Annotated in this window: 18 protein-coding genes; 3 read left to right on the top strand and 15 right to left on the bottom strand. The window is 41.3% G+C overall.

The features are described 5' to 3' along the window. Positions 1 to 2,499: DNA mismatch repair protein MutS (gene mutS, locus HMPREF2987_RS05990; RefSeq protein WP_075229752.1), on the bottom strand; the 2,499-nt coding region annotated here is incomplete at its 3' end. 199 nt (positions 2,500 to 2,698) lie between these two features. After that, on the bottom strand, positions 2,699 to 3,145 hold the full coding sequence (gene argR, locus HMPREF2987_RS05985; RefSeq protein WP_075229751.1) for an arginine repressor: 447 nt from the start codon (positions 3,143 to 3,145) through the stop codon (positions 2,699 to 2,701). 141 nt (positions 3,146 to 3,286) lie between these two features. On the opposite strand from argR, the gene argS reads away from it, so the two are divergent. Both argS and HMPREF2987_RS05975 read left to right on the top strand, forming a co-directional pair. Beyond that, entirely contained in the window at positions 3,287 to 4,975 is a 1,689-nt protein-coding gene (gene argS, locus HMPREF2987_RS05980; protein ID WP_075229750.1) for an arginine--tRNA ligase, read from the top strand. A gap of 473 nt (positions 4,976 to 5,448) precedes the next feature. After that, positions 5,449 to 5,697, top strand: a complete 249-nt coding sequence (locus tag HMPREF2987_RS05975) for a MarR family transcriptional regulator (protein WP_075229749.1) — start codon at positions 5,449 to 5,451, stop codon at positions 5,695 to 5,697. Positions 5,698 to 5,732: 35 nt separating this feature from the next. Here the strand turns inward: HMPREF2987_RS05975 and HMPREF2987_RS05970 are convergent, their stop codons facing one another. The 10 genes from HMPREF2987_RS05970 to HMPREF2987_RS05925 all read right to left on the bottom strand — a co-directional run bounded on the left by HMPREF2987_RS05970 (position 5,733) and on the right by HMPREF2987_RS05925 (position 12,580). Then, on the bottom strand, positions 5,733 to 5,978 hold the full coding sequence (locus HMPREF2987_RS05970) for a hypothetical protein (protein WP_257375147.1): 246 nt from the start codon (positions 5,976 to 5,978) through the stop codon (positions 5,733 to 5,735). A gap of 33 nt (positions 5,979 to 6,011) precedes the next feature. Next, positions 6,012 to 6,479, bottom strand: a complete 468-nt coding sequence (gene nrdI, locus HMPREF2987_RS05965; RefSeq protein WP_049527317.1) for a class Ib ribonucleoside-diphosphate reductase assembly flavoprotein NrdI — start codon at positions 6,477 to 6,479, stop codon at positions 6,012 to 6,014. A gap of 73 nt (positions 6,480 to 6,552) precedes the next feature. Continuing rightward, positions 6,553 to 7,080: an ABC transporter permease gene (locus HMPREF2987_RS05960; protein ID WP_075229748.1), complete on the bottom strand. Its 528-nt coding sequence runs from the start codon at positions 7,078 to 7,080 to the stop codon at positions 6,553 to 6,555. Positions 7,081 to 7,141: 61 nt separating this feature from the next. Then, on the bottom strand, positions 7,142 to 8,428 hold the full coding sequence (locus HMPREF2987_RS05955) for a response regulator transcription factor (protein WP_075229747.1): 1,287 nt from the start codon (positions 8,426 to 8,428) through the stop codon (positions 7,142 to 7,144). Positions 8,429 to 8,430: 2 nt separating this feature from the next. Then, the gene (locus tag HMPREF2987_RS05950; protein WP_075229817.1) at positions 8,431 to 10,104 is read right to left on the bottom strand and encodes a sensor histidine kinase; all 1,674 of its coding nucleotides are present in this window, start codon (positions 10,102 to 10,104) and stop codon (positions 8,431 to 8,433) included. Further along, complete coding sequence (locus tag HMPREF2987_RS05945) at positions 10,082 to 10,651, bottom strand: YesL family protein (protein WP_373878859.1); 570 nt, start codon at positions 10,649 to 10,651, stop codon at positions 10,082 to 10,084. Before HMPREF2987_RS05945 ends, HMPREF2987_RS05950 begins: the two co-directional genes overlap by 23 nt. Positions 10,652 to 10,873: 222 nt before the next feature. After that, positions 10,874 to 11,023, bottom strand: coding sequence for a 50S ribosomal protein L33 (gene rpmG / locus HMPREF2987_RS05940; RefSeq protein ID WP_001265622.1), 150 nt, complete (start codon positions 11,021 to 11,023; stop codon positions 10,874 to 10,876). A 15-nt stretch (positions 11,024 to 11,038) separates the two neighbouring features. Further along, positions 11,039 to 11,221 carry a 50S ribosomal protein L32 gene (rpmF, locus tag HMPREF2987_RS05935; RefSeq protein WP_000290417.1) on the bottom strand — a complete coding sequence of 61 codons (183 nt, stop codon included), beginning with the start codon at positions 11,219 to 11,221 and terminating at the stop codon, positions 11,039 to 11,041. Positions 11,222 to 11,369: 148 nt separating this feature from the next. Continuing rightward, on the bottom strand, positions 11,370 to 11,570 hold the full coding sequence (locus HMPREF2987_RS05930; RefSeq protein WP_075229745.1) for a type II toxin-antitoxin system antitoxin: 201 nt from the start codon (positions 11,568 to 11,570) through the stop codon (positions 11,370 to 11,372). A gap of 2 nt (positions 11,571 to 11,572) precedes the next feature. Then, positions 11,573 to 12,580 carry an SPFH domain-containing protein gene (locus HMPREF2987_RS05925; RefSeq protein WP_075229744.1) on the bottom strand — a complete coding sequence of 336 codons (1,008 nt, stop codon included), beginning with the start codon at positions 12,578 to 12,580 and terminating at the stop codon, positions 11,573 to 11,575. Positions 12,581 to 12,764: 184 nt separating this feature from the next. Between HMPREF2987_RS05925 and ilvD the strand changes: the two genes are divergently transcribed. Then, positions 12,765 to 14,468, top strand: coding sequence for a dihydroxy-acid dehydratase (gene ilvD, locus HMPREF2987_RS05920; RefSeq protein WP_075229743.1), 1,704 nt, complete (start codon positions 12,765 to 12,767; stop codon positions 14,466 to 14,468). A 40-nt stretch (positions 14,469 to 14,508) separates the two neighbouring features. Here ilvD and HMPREF2987_RS05915 read toward each other — a convergent pair whose 3' ends face one another. The 3 genes from HMPREF2987_RS05915 to tgt form a co-directional block, all read right to left on the bottom strand. Beyond that, the gene (locus HMPREF2987_RS05915; protein ID WP_075229742.1) at positions 14,509 to 14,850 is read right to left on the bottom strand and encodes a metal-sulfur cluster assembly factor; all 342 of its coding nucleotides are present in this window, start codon (positions 14,848 to 14,850) and stop codon (positions 14,509 to 14,511) included. A 423-nt stretch (positions 14,851 to 15,273) separates the two neighbouring features. After that, the gene (locus HMPREF2987_RS05910; RefSeq protein ID WP_075229741.1) at positions 15,274 to 17,091 is read right to left on the bottom strand and encodes an acyltransferase family protein; all 1,818 of its coding nucleotides are present in this window, start codon (positions 17,089 to 17,091) and stop codon (positions 15,274 to 15,276) included. 132 nt (positions 17,092 to 17,223) lie between these two features. Continuing rightward, a complete protein-coding gene (gene tgt / locus HMPREF2987_RS05905; RefSeq protein ID WP_075229740.1) occupies positions 17,224 to 18,366 on the bottom strand; it encodes a tRNA guanosine(34) transglycosylase Tgt in 1,143 nt (380 codons plus the stop codon). Positions 18,367 to 18,475 lie beyond the last annotated feature (109 nt).

Below are 18,475 nucleotides of genomic sequence, written 5' to 3'. Positions count from 1 at the left end.
GGCCTGCATCGGTGTCATATTGTACACATCTACTTTAGCCAATTCTGCTAGAATAGGATTTTCTTCCGCCGAGTCAAATAGGGAAATTTGTTCAGAGACTGCATGTGTTTGTTTCATTGGAGCAGGACTTTCCAGACCTTGGTTCTCTAATTGCGTTAATATTGCATCTGCCCTTACTAGCAAATCTGTCGGTAACCCTGCAATCTTAGCTACGTGAATACCGTATGATTTGTCTGCTGGTCCTGCTTCGATCTTGTGAAGGAAGGTAACCTGACCATTTTGCTCCAGCGTAGCCACGTGGACATTAACCAGATGTTCCAGGCTAGATTCTAAGCTAGTCAATTCATGGTAGTGAGTTGCAAAGAGAGTCTTGGCTCCGATATGTTCATGGATATACTCGATAATCGCTTGGGCCAGGGCCATGCCATCATAGGTTGCCGTTCCGCGTCCCAACTCATCAAAGAGAATCAGGGATTTTTCAGTAGCATGTGTAATAGCATTATTAGCTTCCATCATCTCGACCATAAAGGTTGACTGACCGGAAACCAAGTCATCCGCTGCCCCAATACGAGTGAAGATAGCATCAAAAATAGGAAGACTAGCACTCTCAGCTGGAACATAAGATCCCATCTGTGCCATGACTGCTGTCATAGCCAGCTGGCGCATATAGGTTGACTTCCCGCTCATGTTCGGACCTGTAATTAGTTGAATGCTAGTATCTTCATCCATCTGGATACTATTGGGAATATAGGTCTGAGCTCCCATGACCTTCTCAACGACAGCGTGACGACCATTCTGGATATCAATCCGCGACTCTTGCCCAAACTCTGGTCGAATCAGGTGTTGATTTTCTGCTACCACTGCCAAGCCTTGTAAGACATCGACAGTAGCGATTCCTTGAGCTAGGGCTTGCAGGCGTTGGATATACTTCCCAACCTCCTCACGGATCCGCATAAAAATTTCGTACTCTAAGTTTGCTGATTTTTCACGCGCCTCTAACATTTCTCCCTCGATACGAGCCAACTCCTCTGTCCCAAAACGTTCAGAGTTTTTTAGCGTAGCCTTACGGAAAAAGTGGGCTGGTACGTTACCAAGCTGAGAATTGGTCACATGGAAATAGTAGCCGTCTTTTTTATTGTAGTCAATCTTGAGCGTATTAATGCCAGAATTTTCTCTTTCCTTGGCCTCAATCTCAGCAATCCAGCTGGTCCCTTCTCTCAGTACCCGACGATACTTGTCCAAGGTCTCGTCAAAGCCAGTCCGAATAATACCGCCTTCGGTAATGACATGAGGTGCCTCTGGAGCAATGGCTGCACTAATGAGATTTTCCAACTCAGGAATAGGATCTAATTGTTCAATCAGATAGGCAAGAGCTGGTTGCTCCATTCCTTCTAAAATTGCTCGAATTCTTGGAACACTTCCTAAGGTAGTCGCTAATTGCAAGAGGTCTTTAGGATTGCTTTTCCCAAAAGAAACACGACTAGCAAGGCGCTCAATATCGTAGACTCCCTTTAGGCTTTCTGTCAAATCACTACGTTCAAAGAAATAATCCAGAAAGACCTGTACAACCTCCTGACGTTCAAGGATACGATCCTTGTCAATCAAGGGACGGTGGATCCAAGAGCGCAAAAGACGCATTCCCATGGCAGTCTTAGTCTCATCCAGCAACCAGAAAAGACTCCCTTGTTTCTTACCTGAGCGAGCATTTTCTACTAGATCTAAACTAGCCTTGGTTGCATAATCCATCTGCAAGAAATCCTTAATTTCATAACGGACAACTGGCTTCAAATGGTTCAGTTCTCTCATCTGAGTCCGATGAATATACTGAAGTAGCTTACTGCTGGCAGCTTGTTCAATAGGCGCCAAGCGTGGATCCAGTAGATGTATGTCTTCAAATGATTCTTTCTCATAAGAAAGCACCAAATTCATTTGACGGCTGAGAATCTGTTCTTCCTCTTCAGTTAAGGTATAGCCGATGACAACTTCTCTTGCCTTAAGATTTCGGATTTCACCACAGACCAGGGTAAAATCCAATAAACCTGTCACATAAAAATCACCCGTCACCAGATCCATGTAGGCCAAGCCAAATTGCTGACCGTCACGGTCGATAGCCACCAAAAAGTTGTTTTGACTATCTGGTTTACTACTATCGACGACTGTACCAGGGGTAATCACCTGCACAACCTCTCGCTTAACAACCCCTACTGCCTGCTTAGGATCCTCCATCTGCTCAGCAATGGCAACCTTGTAGCCACGCTCCACTAGGACATCAATATACTGTTGTGCTGAGTGATAAGGAACTCCAGCCATGGGAATAGGATTGTCAGCATTCTTATTGCGACTGGTTAGTGAGATTTCTAGTATCTGGGCAGCATTGACTGCATCTTCGTAAAATAACTCATAAAAATCACCCATACGAAAGAGCAAAAAAGCATCTGGATATTGTTTTTTTATATCCACATACTGCTGCATACCAGGTGATAATTTTTCCATCGTCATCCATTCTCTCCTTGTTAAAAATAGAGAGTGGGACAGAAATCGGTAATTCGTTAGAATTCGATTTCGTCGTCCCACCTCCGCACAGTTGAGTAGGGCTGTAAAAGCTGATGAAATCAGCGTAGAAGAGCCCACTCAACCACTGCGTCTTGCTCGGCAATCCAAAGACAATTGAGAGGCTAGGACTTTTGTCCCAACCTCCTTATCTATCCTTCATCAAATCTAACAAACGATCTTCCATGAGTTTAGCAACATGCTGATCTCGGCAAATCACCAAGAGGGTATTGGCACCCGCAACTGTTCCTAAAATCCATTCATCCTTGTTGGCATCGACAACATTGGCTAAAACCGCTGCTTCACCCAGTTTAGTGTGAAGAACTAAGGTAAACTCAGCTCTTGCCACGCCTTCTAAATGATGGGATAAAAACTCAACCAGGTCAATCTTCTCTGTCTCATTTGCTAGTACGTAGTAGACCATATCATTTTTCTTAACCTTGGTCAAGCCAAGTTCACGAAGGTCACGCGACAAGGTCGTTTGTGTCACAAAAACATTGCGTGCTTCCAAACGATCTTGAATCTCCTTTTGAGTTCCTAACTTCTCCTCAGTGATCATCTGCTTGATCAACTGATGACGTTCTCTTTTTCTCATAACATCCTCTCGAGTGAATATTTATAACATTTTCATCTATTTAATAAGAACATTATACCAAAAAAACCGAATATTTCAAAAAAAATTTCGTCTTTCTTTAAAATTGTGATAAAATAGAAGAAAAGTCCAAAGGAGCCTATAATGAATACAAAACAATTGATCGCTAGTGAATTGGCTAGCGTCATTGATAGCCTGGATCAAGAGGCTATTTTCAATTTATTAGAACAACCTAAAAACTCTGACATGGGAGATATCGCCTTCCCAGCCTTCTCTCTAGCAAAAGTAGAGCGTAAAGCACCTCAAATGATTGCAGCAGATATTGCTGAAAAAATTAATAGCCAAGCCTTTGAAAAAGTTGTTGCGACTGGTCCTTACGTAAACTTTTTCCTTGATAAGTCTGCAATTTCTGGAGCGGTTATCAAAGAAATCATCGAGAAAGGTTCTGACTATGCTCAACAAGATGAAGGCCAAGAGCAAAATATCACCATTGACCTTTCAAGTCCAAATATTGCAAAACCATTCTCTGTTGGTCACTTGCGTTCAACAGTTATCGGTGATGCCCTTTCAAACATCTTCAAGAAAATGGGCTACAACACTATCAAAATCAACCACCTTGGTGACTGGGGTAAACAATTCGGTCTTCTTATGGTAGCCTACAAAAAATGGGGTAGCAAAGAAGCTGTTGAAGCCAATCCGATTGACGAACTGTTGAAACTTTACGTGCGTATCAATGCTGAAATCGAAACTGATCAAGCACTTGATGACGAAGGACGTCTCTGGTTTAAAAAATTGGAAGATGGCGATCCAGAAGCTACTCAATTGTGGCAATGGTTCCGTGATGAAAGTTTAGTAGAATTCAACCGCATCTATGAACTCTTGGGTGTTGAATTTGATAGCCTAAACGGAGAAGCCTTCTACAATGATAAGATGGATGAAGCTGTCAAAATCCTTGAAGAAAAAGGTTTGCTTGAAGAATCTCGTGGTGCTAGCATCGTTAACCTGGACGATTTTGAATTGCCACCAGCTATGATCAAAAAATCTGATGGTGCTACTCTTTACATCACCCGTGATATCGCAACTGCTATCTACCGCGCTCGCACTTATAACTTTGTTAAGAACGTCTATGCTGTTGGTCAAGAGCAGTCTAACCACTTCAAACAACTAAAAGCTGTTTTGAAGAAAATGGGATTTGACTGGAGCGATGACATGATTCACGTTGACTTCGGTCTCGTTACTAAGAATCGTCAGAAGCTTTCAACTCGTAAAGGAAACATCATCCTTCTTGAACCAACACTTCAAGAAGCTATCAGCCGTGCCAAGGCTCAAATCGAAGCGAAAAATCCTGACCTTGAAAACAAGGAGCAAGTTGCTCGAGCTGTTGGTGTTGGAGCTGTGAAGTTCTACGACCTTAAAACTGACCGTAGAAACGGTTATGACTTTGACCTTGAAGCAATGGTTTCCTTCGAAGGGGAAACAGGTCCTTATGTCCAATACGCATACGCTCGTATCCAATCTATCTTAAGAAAAGGTGACTTCCAACCACTGACTGATGGAAACTACAGCCTCAATGATACTGAGAGCTGGGAAATCATCAAATTGCTTCAAGATTTTGCTCGTGTCATCAAGCGTGCATCTGATAACTATGACCCATCTCTTATCGCTAAATACGCAATCAACTTGGCTCAAGCCTTCAATAAATACTACGCTCACACTCGTATTTTGGATGAAAGTCCAGAACGCGACAGCCGCCTAGCTCTTAGCTATGCAACCGCAGTTGTCCTCAAAGAAGCACTTCGTTTGCTGGGTGTAGAGGCACCAGAGAAGATGTGATTCAGTACCAACAATTGGAACTAAAGTTCCTAATTGTTGGACGCTGGCCGCTTTTATGCGGACTAGCTAACCGCTTCACTAGTCATGACCCCTAAATATAATCGATTTAGGGGGCCACGACGTCGTAAATGAGGCGATTTGCCTAAACGCTTCACTAATCTTTCGATAGAAATATTATCGATTTCTACCGAAAGACGTCGTAATCTTAAAGTTATTGGAACTAAAGTTCCTAGTCTCTTGACGGCAATCGCTATCAGGTGAATTGCCTAAACGCTTTACTAATTCATCTAAAAAATAACATCGATTTGTTTAGATTACGGATCTTGGTTTGGTGCTAGAGTCAGGGGCAGAACAACCACTTTTTTAGCTTAGCTATCGTCTGCCTGATTTTATATTGTCATTACTTGAAAAGCGAAAAATCTTTTTCGCTTTTCTCTTGTTATTAACTTCTTTATCACACAGGGAGAGACTTTATGAGCCAATATGCTTATATTTTAGTTGTCATCAGTCTTGTCGTTCTTTTTCTCATTAACAAATACGAAAAGGAAAAACTACAAGGCCTTCTACAAGAACAGCTTTTAAAGGATGAAACTTTTCGAGCTACTATCAAGGAAAAAATTAAAACAACAGAAAACATCAACGATGTCATCGACTACATCAATAAGGGATATCGTTTGGGAATTATGATTTCAAAGGAAATTGTGGAAGACATCAGAAAATAAAAAAGGATTCGAGATAGCATTTCTCGAGTCCTTTTCTATTTTTTCCTGAGAACTACGATTCCCACCACTATAACAATCCCTAGTGATGCCATGGTTCCGTATGCTGACAAACTTTCATCAAGAAATTTCTTGGAGAACTGCAACAGAGCTAACTCTAAGAGTAGCAAAGCACTGCATAGCATAATATCCTTGAAGCTTGGTTTCCGTTTTATATACTTTAAAAATGATCTCTGTAGTTTACTCATTTCGATTGTTCCCTTTGAAGTAAATCCTTTATCCATAGAATAAAACTCTTCCTCAGAAAATCTAGCCTCTTACAAAGCTTCTAATTCATAGAGTTCCGCAATAATCCCTGCAACCTTTTTAATATCTCCCAGCATTCCACGCATCTCAAAGTCAGCCAATACAGGGAAACCAAAGCGTTGGCTGTATTGTTTAGCCGTCAAACAGTATTGGTTGTTAAAGTTACGATTACCGGATCCTACAACACCAAAACACTTGCTGGCATTGTCACCGTAAGCGATAAAATCACCTACTGGAGTGGTCAAAATCTCCACATCACCATTGTCAACACCATTGCCACCTTCTAGATAAGTCGGTAGAAAAGCCACATATGGATTGGTCATTTCAAAGAAGTCTTCCCCTTCCTTGACCAAATCTTTAATATGAATTTTTTCTACTTCAATGTTCTCATACTGTTCTAACAGGTAGGCCTTCAGACGTGTAACGAAACTCTCCGTATTTCCGCTCAGACTGATATAGACTAAGGAAATTTTTTTCATTTTCTCCTCCTTTTTTTGAATCATAAAAAATAACTACCAAGATTGTATCTTGATAGTTATGCTTTGTCAACTCTTAGGCAAGTTCTTCCTCTTCTTGAGCTTCTGTTAATTCTTTCTGCTGACGCCACATCTTATAGAAGACGATTGCTAGGAAGATAACATTGAGTACAACCCCAAAAATAGCAGAGCCTTTAGCACCTAGTTCAGCTCCCATACGGACGTTAGGGTCTGTAAAAAGTGAAAGTGCATCTTGGACTCCTACAAAGTTGTAGATAGAACCAAGGATAGCTAGAAAAACATAGCCGATATAGGCATAATTAGCCAACTGGATGTTTTTACGAACGAGGAAGACCAAAGCAACCACAACTAAAATAGCTGATAAGACAACTAAAATCATGTTGAAAATTGAATGGGCATGTTCAGTTACTTTAATCGTGTAGGCAATCAGTTCCTTAGCATAAGTAGCATCTACACCTGACGACTCAATATTACCCATACTTTCTGCAGTAGGTACTGGAGAGATGAGCCCAAAAAGCGATATTGCTGAGAGTAAGGCTGATAAAATCAGCAACACCCAAAGATAGATTGGTTTCTTTTTCATAAAAGTAACCTCCTCATAATTTTTTAATTATTATAGCATATTTTACGAAGGAGAACAACTGTTACAAGTTCGTTTCCACCTGTTTTCGATAGGCTTTAGGAGACTTCCCACACAGTTTTCGAAAGACCTTATAGAAATAACCTACATTACTGTATCCAACCGTATAGCAGATATCCTCAATACTATCATTTGTAGATAGCAAGAGCTGTTGAGCTGCCTTGATACGTTGCTTATTGAGAAGCTCTGCAAAGGTGGAATTGGTTTCCTTCTTGATCAACTGCCCCAAATAAACAGGATTGATAAAGAGATCCTTGCTGATATCCTTGAGAGAAAGCTCTTTTTGGTAATCTCTACCAATGACCTCGAGCACACTGACCACATTTTCATTCATTCGATATTGGCCGAAGAATGATGTCAAGGTTTCCTTGGTATAAGCGACTAAATCCTCAAAAGTTGTTATAGCATGAATGTTCTTGACAATATCTGTCATATCGTCTGCTTTCAAATGTTCAAAAAGATGGAAAACATCCATGACAAACTGGGTAAAGAGCTGCTTTGTGATAGATACCCTCGGTGTGTTTTCAAGGACAATCTTCTCAAGCAAGGTCAATTCATCAATAATTTGCTGGAGATTTCCTTGGATAATCACTCGATAGATGGGTTCGTAGTAAGAAAAGAGACTTTCAGACTGATCTAAATTGACCGATCCATAAAAGAGAGTCTTTTCAACATCACGCTTCCACTTTTCAAAGTTGATTTGATAAGGAGCTTCAAAAGGCATGACTAGCAAACCCTCAAATTCCTGATCTGCAAGGACGATTTGCCAGTCCTGACCTAGAACATAGTAGGGAATGACAAAATCCCCTTGTTTTTCTTTTGAAAGCCCAATCCACCAGTTTTCTTTTTGTGTGAGATGAGTCTTGAATGCTTCTTCATCTAATTGCTGGCTCAAGATTTCTGGCTCTTGAACCTTCTCACGAAGTTGAGTGACGATTTTTTCAAGTAAATGTCCCAACTCAACCTTATCGACTGGTTTAACCAGATAATCAACCACGCTGAGATTCATAGCTTTTTTGACGTAGTCAAATTCTTGATAGCCCGATAGTAGGATATAATAAGCATCTGGCAACAAGTCCTTCATTTCCTGAATCATTTCAAGTCCTGTTTTGTCAGGCATGTTGACATCAGATATCACAATATCCACAGGATGTTCTCGGACATAGTCAAGAGCGTCGTCGGCATGATTGGCTGTAGCGACGACTTCCATATCCCATTTATCAAAAGGAATCAAACGCTTGAGCCCTTCGGTAATCATGTACTCGTCGTCCACTAATAGTACTTTGTACATCTTTATCCTTTCTCCTCATCCTGAATAGTAATTCGATAACGAACACCTTGCTGTTCCATTGATTCTACACTAATGTTATAGCGGTCCCCAAAATAGAGCACAAAGCGCTCATGAACATTGACGATCCCAATGGACTGTCGTTTTCCACTATAATCCACTGCGTGTTCAAACGTCCTTTGGGCTAATTTGGTTTGAATTTCTGCTAATTTTTCAGCAGACATGCCACGACCATTATCCACCACTAAAATTTCGACATAGCCCTCTTGTTTCAAAGCCTTGATACTGATAACATTATCCGTTCTTCTGTGATCAACTCCATGGGCAAAATAATTCTCCACCAAGGGTTGGAGGGTGAATTTTGGAATCCGCATTTCTTTTAACTTGGGATCAATTTTAAAGCCATAGGCGACTGACTTGGGATAGCGAACCATACAGAGATAGCTATATTTGCGACAAAACTCTACTTCTTGCTTGAGCGTCGTTTCTCGTTCATCAGAGATGTTGTTGCGCAAGAGACTACTGAATTCGTAGATAATATCTGCCAATTCGTTCTGATCTGCCATGACTGCGTACATTCGTAAAAACTCGAGGGTATTGTACATAAAATGCGGATTAATTTGAGCTTGCAATGCCCGCATATTGGCATCTTTTTGGCTCAGCTCCAGCTGGTAAATATCGTGGATATTTCTCTCCAGTCGGTCCAACATGTCATTTGTCGTTTCAGCGATTAAAAGTAATTCCTGATCTTTCTTCTTAAGATCAATTCTTTTGCCTTGTTCTCCCTGCGCAATATCATGAATTGTCTCCACTAGGTCAACAACTTGTGCTTGATACTTGGAGAATGTCTTCTTCAAAGTCGCATATAAAATGACGATAAAGAGGGCACTCAGGGCAAGGATGATGCCTGAACTAGCCATACTGCCACTAAGTACATAATCTCTAGGCACAGCTACTTGAACCTGATAGCCATGCGATGTTACAGCAAGCAACCAATTTTCACGATCACTTTTTTCACCCAGATGAAACATATCCGTTTCAAAAGGGGAAGTAATGGTCACAGCGATGGGAATGGTTCCTCTGGTATTGTCAATAGCCTTATAAAAAACATCAGAAGTCACAGAAATGTAGATCACACCTAAAGGCAGGTCTGATACTGGGTCCGATACTGGGATGGCAAAACTATTAGCTTCTGGCTTGAAACCTTCAGCAGGTAGTTTATAGCCACTACGATTGTCTCTTTTGGAGACATAAACTTCTGTCGAATCCTGTAAAACGATGGCTACGCCTGTTACAAAATCATTGCGCACATAGAGATCATCGATATTTTCATAGATGGATACCGAAATATAAGGTGACGCCTTACGCTCTAGTTGCCAATAAAAATAATCGGGGGTGCTGAGGCTAAAGTACTTATAAATCCCTTCGATGCGTGCCTGATTTTCTACTAAATCTTGAGCTAAACGAGCTGACTCACGATAATAATATTCAACCTCACTCACTGTCCGTGTTAAAACCCGCTGGGAAACATGCTCCGCTTCTTTTTCGCGATTATCCCAGTTTACATAGGAAATCAAAAGGGCAAAACTGGCAATGATAACAATCATCACCCAGCTATAGGTTCGAAGGAGCGAATGAAGCCAAAACTGTTTCATTCTATTTGGACGCCAATTTTTCATGAATGTTTTCATAAACGGGCTCCAATAAATCACTAATAAAGAAATGCCACATACCAATCCCTACAAAAATGATAAGGGCTGGCATATAGAAGCCAATGATGGCTAACAAGACGCTACCAAGAAGAACCTTGGCCACTGCTGACAAGCTCATAAAAATTCCGATAAAGGCTAGCTTCAAGGTATTTTGATAGGATAAGTCAAAATAAACTTGCAATTTTAAAGACACAGTATAGGCCAAAAATACCAAAGCTACCAGAAAGATATTCAGAAAAGTTGCTGCCAAGTGGAGAATAGTCTGATGCGGCAATTGAACCATCAGATATAAACCATAAATCAAGAGCAAATCAAGTCCCAAAAAAGTATAAAAGCTCAGATTGCTTTTGATAAAATTGCTCTTGTAAAGAGTCCAAGCCTCTTTTAAACGATAAGAACGGTAAGAATAGCCGTGTTCTGCAAATAAACTCATGAGAGTCGCACTAGCTGGCGCTATACCAAAAACCACACCTCCTGCTAGTGTCAATAACCAAAAATAAGCTGTAGCTATCATCCCCAAAAAGAAACGATGAAAGACTAGCTCAATGAAATTTCCCACGGTTTGCCTCCTAAAAAATAATCTAGAACTATTATAACATATTTCAAGCGCTCTCAAAAAAGATGAGGAGAGAAAAGGTGGTGAGAATTTATGACCACCTGTTTACCATCATGTTACTAAAAATTAAAACCAACGGCCGAAACCATTGGTTTTAAGATGTTTAAAATACGTTAACTCTTATTTAACTTCTGTAAACACAACGTGTTTGCGAAGTTTTGGTGAGTATTTCTTCAATTGAAGACGGTCTGGAGTGTTACGTTTGTTTTTAGAAGTAAGGTACAAGCGTTCACCAGATTCTTTGTGTTCAAGTGTAATATTTACGCGCATGGTATCTCCCTTCTATTATTCAGCTGATGCAGCTTTAGCGATCTTACGTCCTTTGTAGTATCCTTTAAGTGATACGCGGTGAGAACGTGAGTAATCTCCAGTAGTTTCGTCAAAGTTTACAGATGGAGCTGTTACTTTGTAGTGTGTACGACGTTTGTTTTTCTTCGCTTTTGAAGTGCGACGTGCAGGTACTGCCATTTTGATTTCTCCTTTTAAGATATAAATTCAGTTAGGTTTGATTTTCATCAACTTTAATAGTATATCAAAACTTTTTTGTAAAGTAAAGTTACTTGACAAAAAAAGATAAAAAAATTTTCCTATCCACTATTCTGGATAGGAAAATAGATTAAATATCAATTTCGAAGGGTTCATCAATGGTTTCTGAGACGTATTTCCCGTCTTTCTTCCGTTGCTTGACACATTCTGTAAGGAGATATTCAATTTGCCCGTTAACTGATCGAAAGTCATCTTCTGCCCATGATGCGAGTGCAGCATATAACTTTGCCGAAAGTCGAAGGGGAATCTGCTTCTTTTTAGCTTCTGCCATTTCTAATAAAGGCTTCCTGTATTGACAATTGGTTGTGCATCATGATTGCCACAGAGAACGACTAGGAGATTTGAAACCATAGCAGCTTTTCGTTCTTCGTCAAGTTCTACTAATTCTCCTTCATTGAGACGTTCTAGTGCCATTTCAACCATTCCTACAGCGCCATCAACAATCATCTTACGTGCATCAATAATGGCTGATGCTTGTTGACGTTGAAGCATGACAGCTGCAATTTCCGGTGCATAAGCTAAGTAAGTAATACGTGCTTCAAGAATTTCCAAGCCAGCATCCTCAACACGACTTTGGATTTCTTCGCGAATACGGTTAGCTACAATCTCACTAGAGCCACGGAGGCTACCTTCATCTGCTTGCCCGTCACCTGTAGTATCCACATTAGGAGACACATCGTAAGGATAGATGCGGACAATATTACGGAGGGCACTATCACATTGCAATGAAAGATATTCTTTGTAGTTATCCACGTTGAAGACTGCTTTTGCCGTATCGACTACACGCCAAGTAACGGCAATGCCGATTTCTACAGGATTTCCTAGACAATCATTGATTTTTTGACGGGAATTACTTAAGGTCATAACTTTGAGGGAAATCTGTTTCTTGCCAATTTCAAGATTTACATCATTTCCATTTGATGATTTCATCCCTGAAAAAGGAGATTTCGTGCTAACGTCCCCACTTTGTCCAAGTCGAGTATGATTTGCAGGATTGACCGCTATACTGAAGGGATTGACAAAGTAAAAACCAGGTTCTTTGATGGTCCCAGTATAGTTACCAAAGAGGGTCAAAACCAGTGCTTCCTGAGGTTTGACAACTTTTAAACCAGCATGAGCTAGACCTGCAATTAAGCTTAATAAAAGTCCGATAATAATTCCAAAAATGTTTTCTGAACCAGCGCCCATGATAAATATAAGGAAACCAAGTACGAGTGCCAACTCAATGAGAATCAATGCTACTACACCATTTGGTTTTGAATTGATTAGTTTTTCAGTCATCAGAATGACCTCCTGTTTTTGATATCTAAATGATATCACTTTAATTTTAAATGTCAACAAAAATATGCAATCTTTTTTAAGAAGATTTCAATGGTTTGAATTGTCTGAAAATTCAAGAATTTTCTTCTGTTCATTGCTTTTAAAATGTGCTATAATGATACAAACTGAATTGGGAGGGAACTTAATGACAGAATTAGATAAACGTCACCGCAGTAGCATTTATGACAGCATGGTTAAATCACCAAACCGTGCCATGCTTCGTGCGACTGGTATGACAGATAAGGACTTTGAAACACCGATTGTTGGGGTCATTTCGACTTGGGCGGAAAACACACCATGTAATATTCACTTGCATGACTTTGGGAAATTGGCTAAAGAAGGTGTTAAATCTGCTGGTGCTTGGCCGGTTCAATTTGGAACCATTACGGTAGCAGATGGGATTGCCATGGGAACGCCTGGTATGCGCTTCTCCCTAACGTCACGTGATATCATTGCGGACTCTATCGAAGCTGCTATGGGTGGTCACAACGTGGATGCCTTTGTGGCTATCGGGGGTTGTGACAAGAACATGCCTGGTTCCATGATTGCTATTGCCAATATGGATATCCCAGCTATTTTCGCTTACGGTGGTACTATCGCCCCTGGAAAACTGGATGGCAAAGACATCGACTTGGTTTCTGTATTTGAAGGAATCGGTAAGTGGAACCACGGTGATATGACTGCTGAGGACGTGAAACGTCTGGAATGTAATGCCTGCCCTGGCCCTGGTGGTTGTGGTGGTATGTATACTGCCAATACTATGGCTACTGCTATCGAAGTTTTGGGGATGAGTTTGCCAGGTTCTTCTTCACACCCAGCCGAATCTGCTGATAAGAAAGAAGACATCGAAGCAGCCGGTCGTGCAGTTGTCAAAATGCTTGAACTTGGTATCAAACCTTCAGATATCTTGACTCGTGAAGCCTTTGAAGATGCCATTACAGTGACAATGGCTCTAGGTGGTTCTACTAACGCCACTCTTCACTTGCTTGCTATTGCCCACGCAGCTAACGTTGACTTGTCACTTGAGGACTTCAATACAATCCAAGAACGTGTGCCTCACTTAGCTGACTTGAAACCTTCTGGTCAGTATGTCTTCCAAGACCTCTACGAAGTTGGTGGTGTGCCTGCGGTTATGAAGTACTTGCTGGCAAATGGATTCCTTCACGGAGACCGTATCACATGTACTGGTAAGACTGTCTCTGAAAACTTAGCTGACTTTGCAGATCTTACTCCAGGTCAAAAAGTCATCATGCCACTTGAAAATCCTAAACGTGCGGACGGTCCGCTTATCATCTTGAACGGTAATCTTGCTCCTGACGGTGCAGTTGCCAAGGTGTCAGGTGTTAAGGTTCGTCGTCACGTTGGTCCAGCTAAGGTCTTTGACTCAGAAGAAGATGCTATCCAAGCTGTCTTGTCAGATGAAATCGTTGATGGCGATGTTGTCGTTGTTCGTTTCGTTGGACCTAAGGGTGGTCCTGGTATGCCTGAAATGCTATCACTTTCATCAATGATCGTTGGTAAAGGCCAAGGAGATAAGGTTGCCCTCTTGACAGACGGCCGTTTCTCTGGTGGTACTTATGGATTGGTTGTTGGACATATCGCCCCTGAAGCTCAGGATGGTGGACCGATTGCTTACCTCCGTACAGGCGATATCGTCACTGTCGACCAAGACACAAAAGAAATTTCCATGGCCGTTTCTGATGAAGAACTTGAAAAACGTAAGGCAGAAACAACCTTGCCACCACTCTATAGCCGTGGTGTCCTCGGTAAATATGCCCATACCGTATCTTCTGCATCACGTGGTGCCGTTACAGACTTCTGGAATATGGAACAATCTGGTAAAAAATAAGCAAATCAAAAGCAAGCCTAAACTAGCTTGCTTTTTTCTTTTAACGTGGAGGTAAACCTAAGGCTATACGCCCATAACGACTAATACGTGTAATCTTCCAAGCTGGAGACCAAGTAACCTCAACCTTGACATCCTCAATTCCATCAATTTGTTTCAAACCTGCGACAATTTCGATAGGCAGACTTTCTGCACAGTCACAGGCAGTATCCGTGAAGGTCATGACAACTGTACAAAGTCCAGCCTCATCTAAATGAATCTCATAAATCAATCCAAGGTTGTATACATCTAACTCTACATCTGTATCATAAACTTTTTCGAGCACTTCAATGATTTGATCTTCCAATGCTAGAGCACGGTTATTGATTTTGATATCTTCTCTCATTGCATTCCCTCCATTTTTAGACTGCACCTATTTTCTCATAATTCTGACAATTTGGCAAGTTTTTCCCAATCAAGACTGGATTCGCTATGACACTCAAAGAAGAGACATGGGCTAGGTCACAGATTGGTCAAAGCACTGCTTTAAGATTGCTGATATGATAGATAAACCGATAAGTTGAAGACCTCGATATAATCTAAAGGAATTATTTTTTATCTTCCAGGCTCCCTAAAAAGAAAAAGAGGCTGGGACAAAAGTCCTAGTCTCTCAATTGTCTTTGGATTGTCGAGCAAGACGCAGTGGTTGAGTGGTCTCTACTACGCTGATTTCATCAGCTTTTACAGCCCTACTCAACTGTGCGGAGGTGGGACGACGAAATCGAATTCTAACGAATTACCGATTTCTGTCCCACTCTCTTTTTAGATATTATTTTGATTTCACAGGTTTATCTGCTAGGGCCTTGATGGCTGAAGCTATCGTTTCTGCATAGAGCTTAGCTCCCTCTTCCAGCTTGGTATTGTCATTACCAAAGTGAACCTGGTCTGTTCCTTTCCAGATATCTGGATTATCTTTGGATACTTGGTTCCAATCTGCAATTTCAATGTAGGGATACTTTTGAGCAACTTCACGCGCATAGCTGGCATATTGTTCTACATAAGGTTGAGTTTCCTGGCTTGTATCCCCTTCATAAGGTGTCACCAGAACAAGCTGATGCCCCTTAGGTAGATTTGTCACCAAGGAGTCTATGTCAGCCTTGTAGTCCTCAGGATTATTAACACCAGTAGCAATAACAACGATCTTAGGCAGTGCCTTATTTTGGCTATTATTCAGCATAATGGCATTGGCTTGCTTTGTATTTCGGCTTACTTGCCCATCTGTCTGTGCATCCGGCAAAACCTCTTGTAAGCCAGGTGTTGCCCGTAAGGTTACAGAATCTCCTATGATAGATACACCATCTGCAATATTGTAGCGGCTTGCTTCCGTCTGATCTGCCACAGTTTTTGTGCGAGTAAGATTGGTCTGCGCTTGTTTAAGACCATTGACAGTCAAATCTGTCTCAAAAGCACCAACTTGTGGAGCGATGATCATCACAATCAGTGTGATCAAAGTAAGAATTCCGCTACTAGATGCAAAAATAGTCTTGATATGCGGAATCTCTTTTGCCTTTTGCAAAAGCCCTGTTGTCTTTCCAGCGATTAAAGGTTCAATTACATAGAATGAGAGGGTTGCAAAAAGATACGAGAAGACAGTCGTTAAAATCACTGCCGGTAGGTTGCTCATCAACTGAGAGAAAATGATATAAAACGGCCAGTGGAAGAGATATACTGCGTAACTGGTATCAGCTAGAAAGCTAATCACCCTTGGCTCCTCAATATTTGGTGTCTTCTCATGCAAGACTCGAGTAGCAAGAATCATAGCAAGTGCCGCTAAACTTGCAAGTAAGAATCCAATCAAATAGGCAAAGAGATAGGTAAACTTCACGAAGAAGGTCAGTAAGAGCAGGACTCCCAAACCTGCACCAAAGACTAGCAAGGTCTGTTTCAAATCCCAGGTATTATTTAGACGCTTAACCAGAGTAGTCGTTTGACGGACACCTACCAAAGTGGCCAAGACACTACCTAGAAAGAAAGGATAGACGTGGGTAAAACTTGAAAAGTAAACCGTCGAGTAGGAGCTAACGATAAAGCTACCGATAAACATTGAAAGGAAACTGATGATAAAGGCAGCTGATGACAGGAGAAATACTGTCCCTCTTAATTGTCCAGACGATTTCGCCCGCTTAGACAAGAACCAAACTGCCAAGCCCCACAAGATATAGTAATGAACTTCAACTGCTAGACTCCAATTGTGGACAAAGAGGTGAGGGATAAATTGAGATTCATAACTCCCACCCGTTAGAATCTCGTAGAAGTTGGTCATAAAACCAAGAACACCAGCTATCTGACTACCTATACCTGCTACATAATCTTGCCGAACCAAGAAGGTGAAGGGCATAGTAACAAGTATCATCAAGACAACTGGAGGGAAAATCCGATAAAAGCGTCTCCTGAAAAATCCCAAGAGATCAATTTGCCCCTTTTGTCCGAACTCCTCTAGTAAGAGTGACGTAATGAGAAAGCCCGAGAAGGTGAAAAAGACGTCAACCCCGAAGAAACCTCCTGGAAAAACCGTCTGAAAGAAATGGTACAAAAGCACCAAGAGTAATCCTGTAATCCTAATCAAGGAAAACCATTTAATACGCATACGAGTTTATTCTCCGTTCATTAGAGTAGTTAAAAAACCATCTAATGTTCATTCCATACTATCTTTATTCTATCAAAAAAAGAAGAAAAATCCTAAGAGAAAACTTAGGATTTCAGCTTTAGTCTACTAAACTTAGAAATTGCGCCCTGACTTGTTATAGCCATATTTTTCAACAAAATGCTCACGGAATTCCAAGAGATTATCATCCATAATCGCTTGACGAACCTGCTTCATGAGATTGAGCAAGAAGTAAAGGTTATGGTAACTTGTCAAACGGATACCAAAGGTTTCATCGGCCTTGAGCAGGTGACGAAGGTAGGCACGAGTATAGTTCTTACATGTGTAGCAATCGCACTCATGATCCAGTGGTGTAAAGTCCTCTGCAAACTGGGCATTTTTTACAACCAAACGTCCTTGACTTGTCATACAAGTCCCGTTACGAGCGATACGAGTCGGCAAGACACAGTCAAACATATCCACACCACGAATGACCCCATCAATCAAGCTATCTGGTGCTCCTACTCCCATCAAGTAACGAGGTTTGTTCTCAGGAAGCAGTTGGGTCGTAAAGTCCAAAACTGCGTTCATCTCTTCGTGGGTTTCTCCAACTGCTAGCCCACCGATAGAATAGCCTGGGAAGTCCATACTTACAAGGTCATGAGCTGACTGACGACGAAGATCTTCAAATCCTGCACCTTGTACAATCCCAAATAAACCTTGATCATGGGGACGTCGGTGAGCCTTCAAACCACGCTCAGCCCAACGGCTGGTACGCTCGATTGACTTTTTCACATAATCATAGGGTTGGTAGAACTGAGGACATTCATCAAAAGACATCATGATGTCTGAACCTAGATTGTTCTGGATAGAGGTAGCCTTTTCAGGTGATAGGAACATTTTAGAACCATTGAGGTGGTTCTTGAACGTTACCCCTTCTTCTGTGATGTTCCGACTATCCGCTAGAGAGTATACTTGGAAACCGCCACTATCCGTCAAGATAGGTTGGTCCCAATTCATGAACTTGTGGAGACCTCCTGCGCGTGCGATAAGTTCATCTCCAGGACGAAGCCACAAATGATAGGTGTTTGACAGGATAATTCCTGACCCCATCTCTTTCAACTCTTCTGGTGATTGGGTTTTGACCGTTGCTTGGGTCCCAACTGGCATAAACATAGGAGTTGGGAAGGTTCCGTGGGGTGTGATAATCTCACCCAGACGAGCTCCCGTGTGTTTTTCTTTTTTAATTAAACGATATTTGATTGGTGAATCTGACATTTTTTACCTCCGAAGCTGGGAAAGACAGTCCCAGTTCTTACTTTGTGCCCAAGGGCATACTGTATGATTCTATCAAAAAAAACGGGAACTGTCACGAACTATGGTATAA

This window comes from Streptococcus sp. HMSC067H01, assembly GCF_001814775.1.
GTDB lineage: Bacteria > Bacillota > Bacilli > Lactobacillales > Streptococcaceae > Streptococcus.
This window is presented reverse-complemented; position numbering and strand designations above follow the sequence as displayed.

Bases quoted from the DNA above. Each gene is read 5' to 3' on its own strand.
- HMPREF2987_RS05925 (WP_075229744.1), bottom strand. From the start codon at position 12,580: ATGACTGAAAAACTAATCAATTCAAAACCAAATGGTGTAGTAGCATTG.
- HMPREF2987_RS05950 (WP_075229817.1), bottom strand. From the start codon at position 10,104: ATGAAAAATTGGCGTCCAAATAGAATGAAACAGTTTTGGCTTCATTCG.
- HMPREF2987_RS05930 (WP_075229745.1), bottom strand. From the start codon at position 11,570: ATGGCAGAAGCTAAAAAGAAGCAGATTCCCCTTCGACTTTCGGCAAAG.
- ilvD (WP_075229743.1), top strand. From the start codon at position 12,765: ATGACAGAATTAGATAAACGTCACCGCAGTAGCATTTATGACAGCATG.
- nrdI (WP_049527317.1), bottom strand. From the start codon at position 6,479: ATGAAAAAAATTTCCTTAGTCTATATCAGTCTGAGCGGAAATACGGAG.
- argR (WP_075229751.1), bottom strand. From the start codon at position 3,145: ATGAGAAAAAGAGAACGTCATCAGTTGATCAAGCAGATGATCACTGAG.
- tgt (WP_075229740.1), bottom strand. From the start codon at position 18,366: ATGTCAGATTCACCAATCAAATATCGTTTAATTAAAAAAGAAAAACAC.
- argS (WP_075229750.1), top strand. From the start codon at position 3,287: ATGAATACAAAACAATTGATCGCTAGTGAATTGGCTAGCGTCATTGAT.
- HMPREF2987_RS05945 (WP_373878859.1), bottom strand. From the start codon at position 10,651: ATGATAGCTACAGCTTATTTTTGGTTATTGACACTAGCAGGAGGTGTG.
- HMPREF2987_RS05975 (WP_075229749.1), top strand. From the start codon at position 5,449: ATGAGCCAATATGCTTATATTTTAGTTGTCATCAGTCTTGTCGTTCTT.
- HMPREF2987_RS05960 (WP_075229748.1), bottom strand. From the start codon at position 7,080: ATGAAAAAGAAACCAATCTATCTTTGGGTGTTGCTGATTTTATCAGCC.
- HMPREF2987_RS05955 (WP_075229747.1), bottom strand. From the start codon at position 8,428: ATGTACAAAGTACTATTAGTGGACGACGAGTACATGATTACCGAAGGG.
- HMPREF2987_RS05970 (WP_257375147.1), bottom strand. From the start codon at position 5,978: ATGGATAAAGGATTTACTTCAAAGGGAACAATCGAAATGAGTAAACTA.
- HMPREF2987_RS05910 (WP_075229741.1), bottom strand. From the start codon at position 17,091: ATGCGTATTAAATGGTTTTCCTTGATTAGGATTACAGGATTACTCTTG.
- rpmF (WP_000290417.1), bottom strand. From the start codon at position 11,221: ATGGCAGTACCTGCACGTCGCACTTCAAAAGCGAAGAAAAACAAACGT.
- rpmG (WP_001265622.1), bottom strand. From the start codon at position 11,023: ATGCGCGTAAATATTACACTTGAACACAAAGAATCTGGTGAACGCTTG.
- HMPREF2987_RS05915 (WP_075229742.1), bottom strand. From the start codon at position 14,850: ATGAGAGAAGATATCAAAATCAATAACCGTGCTCTAGCATTGGAAGAT.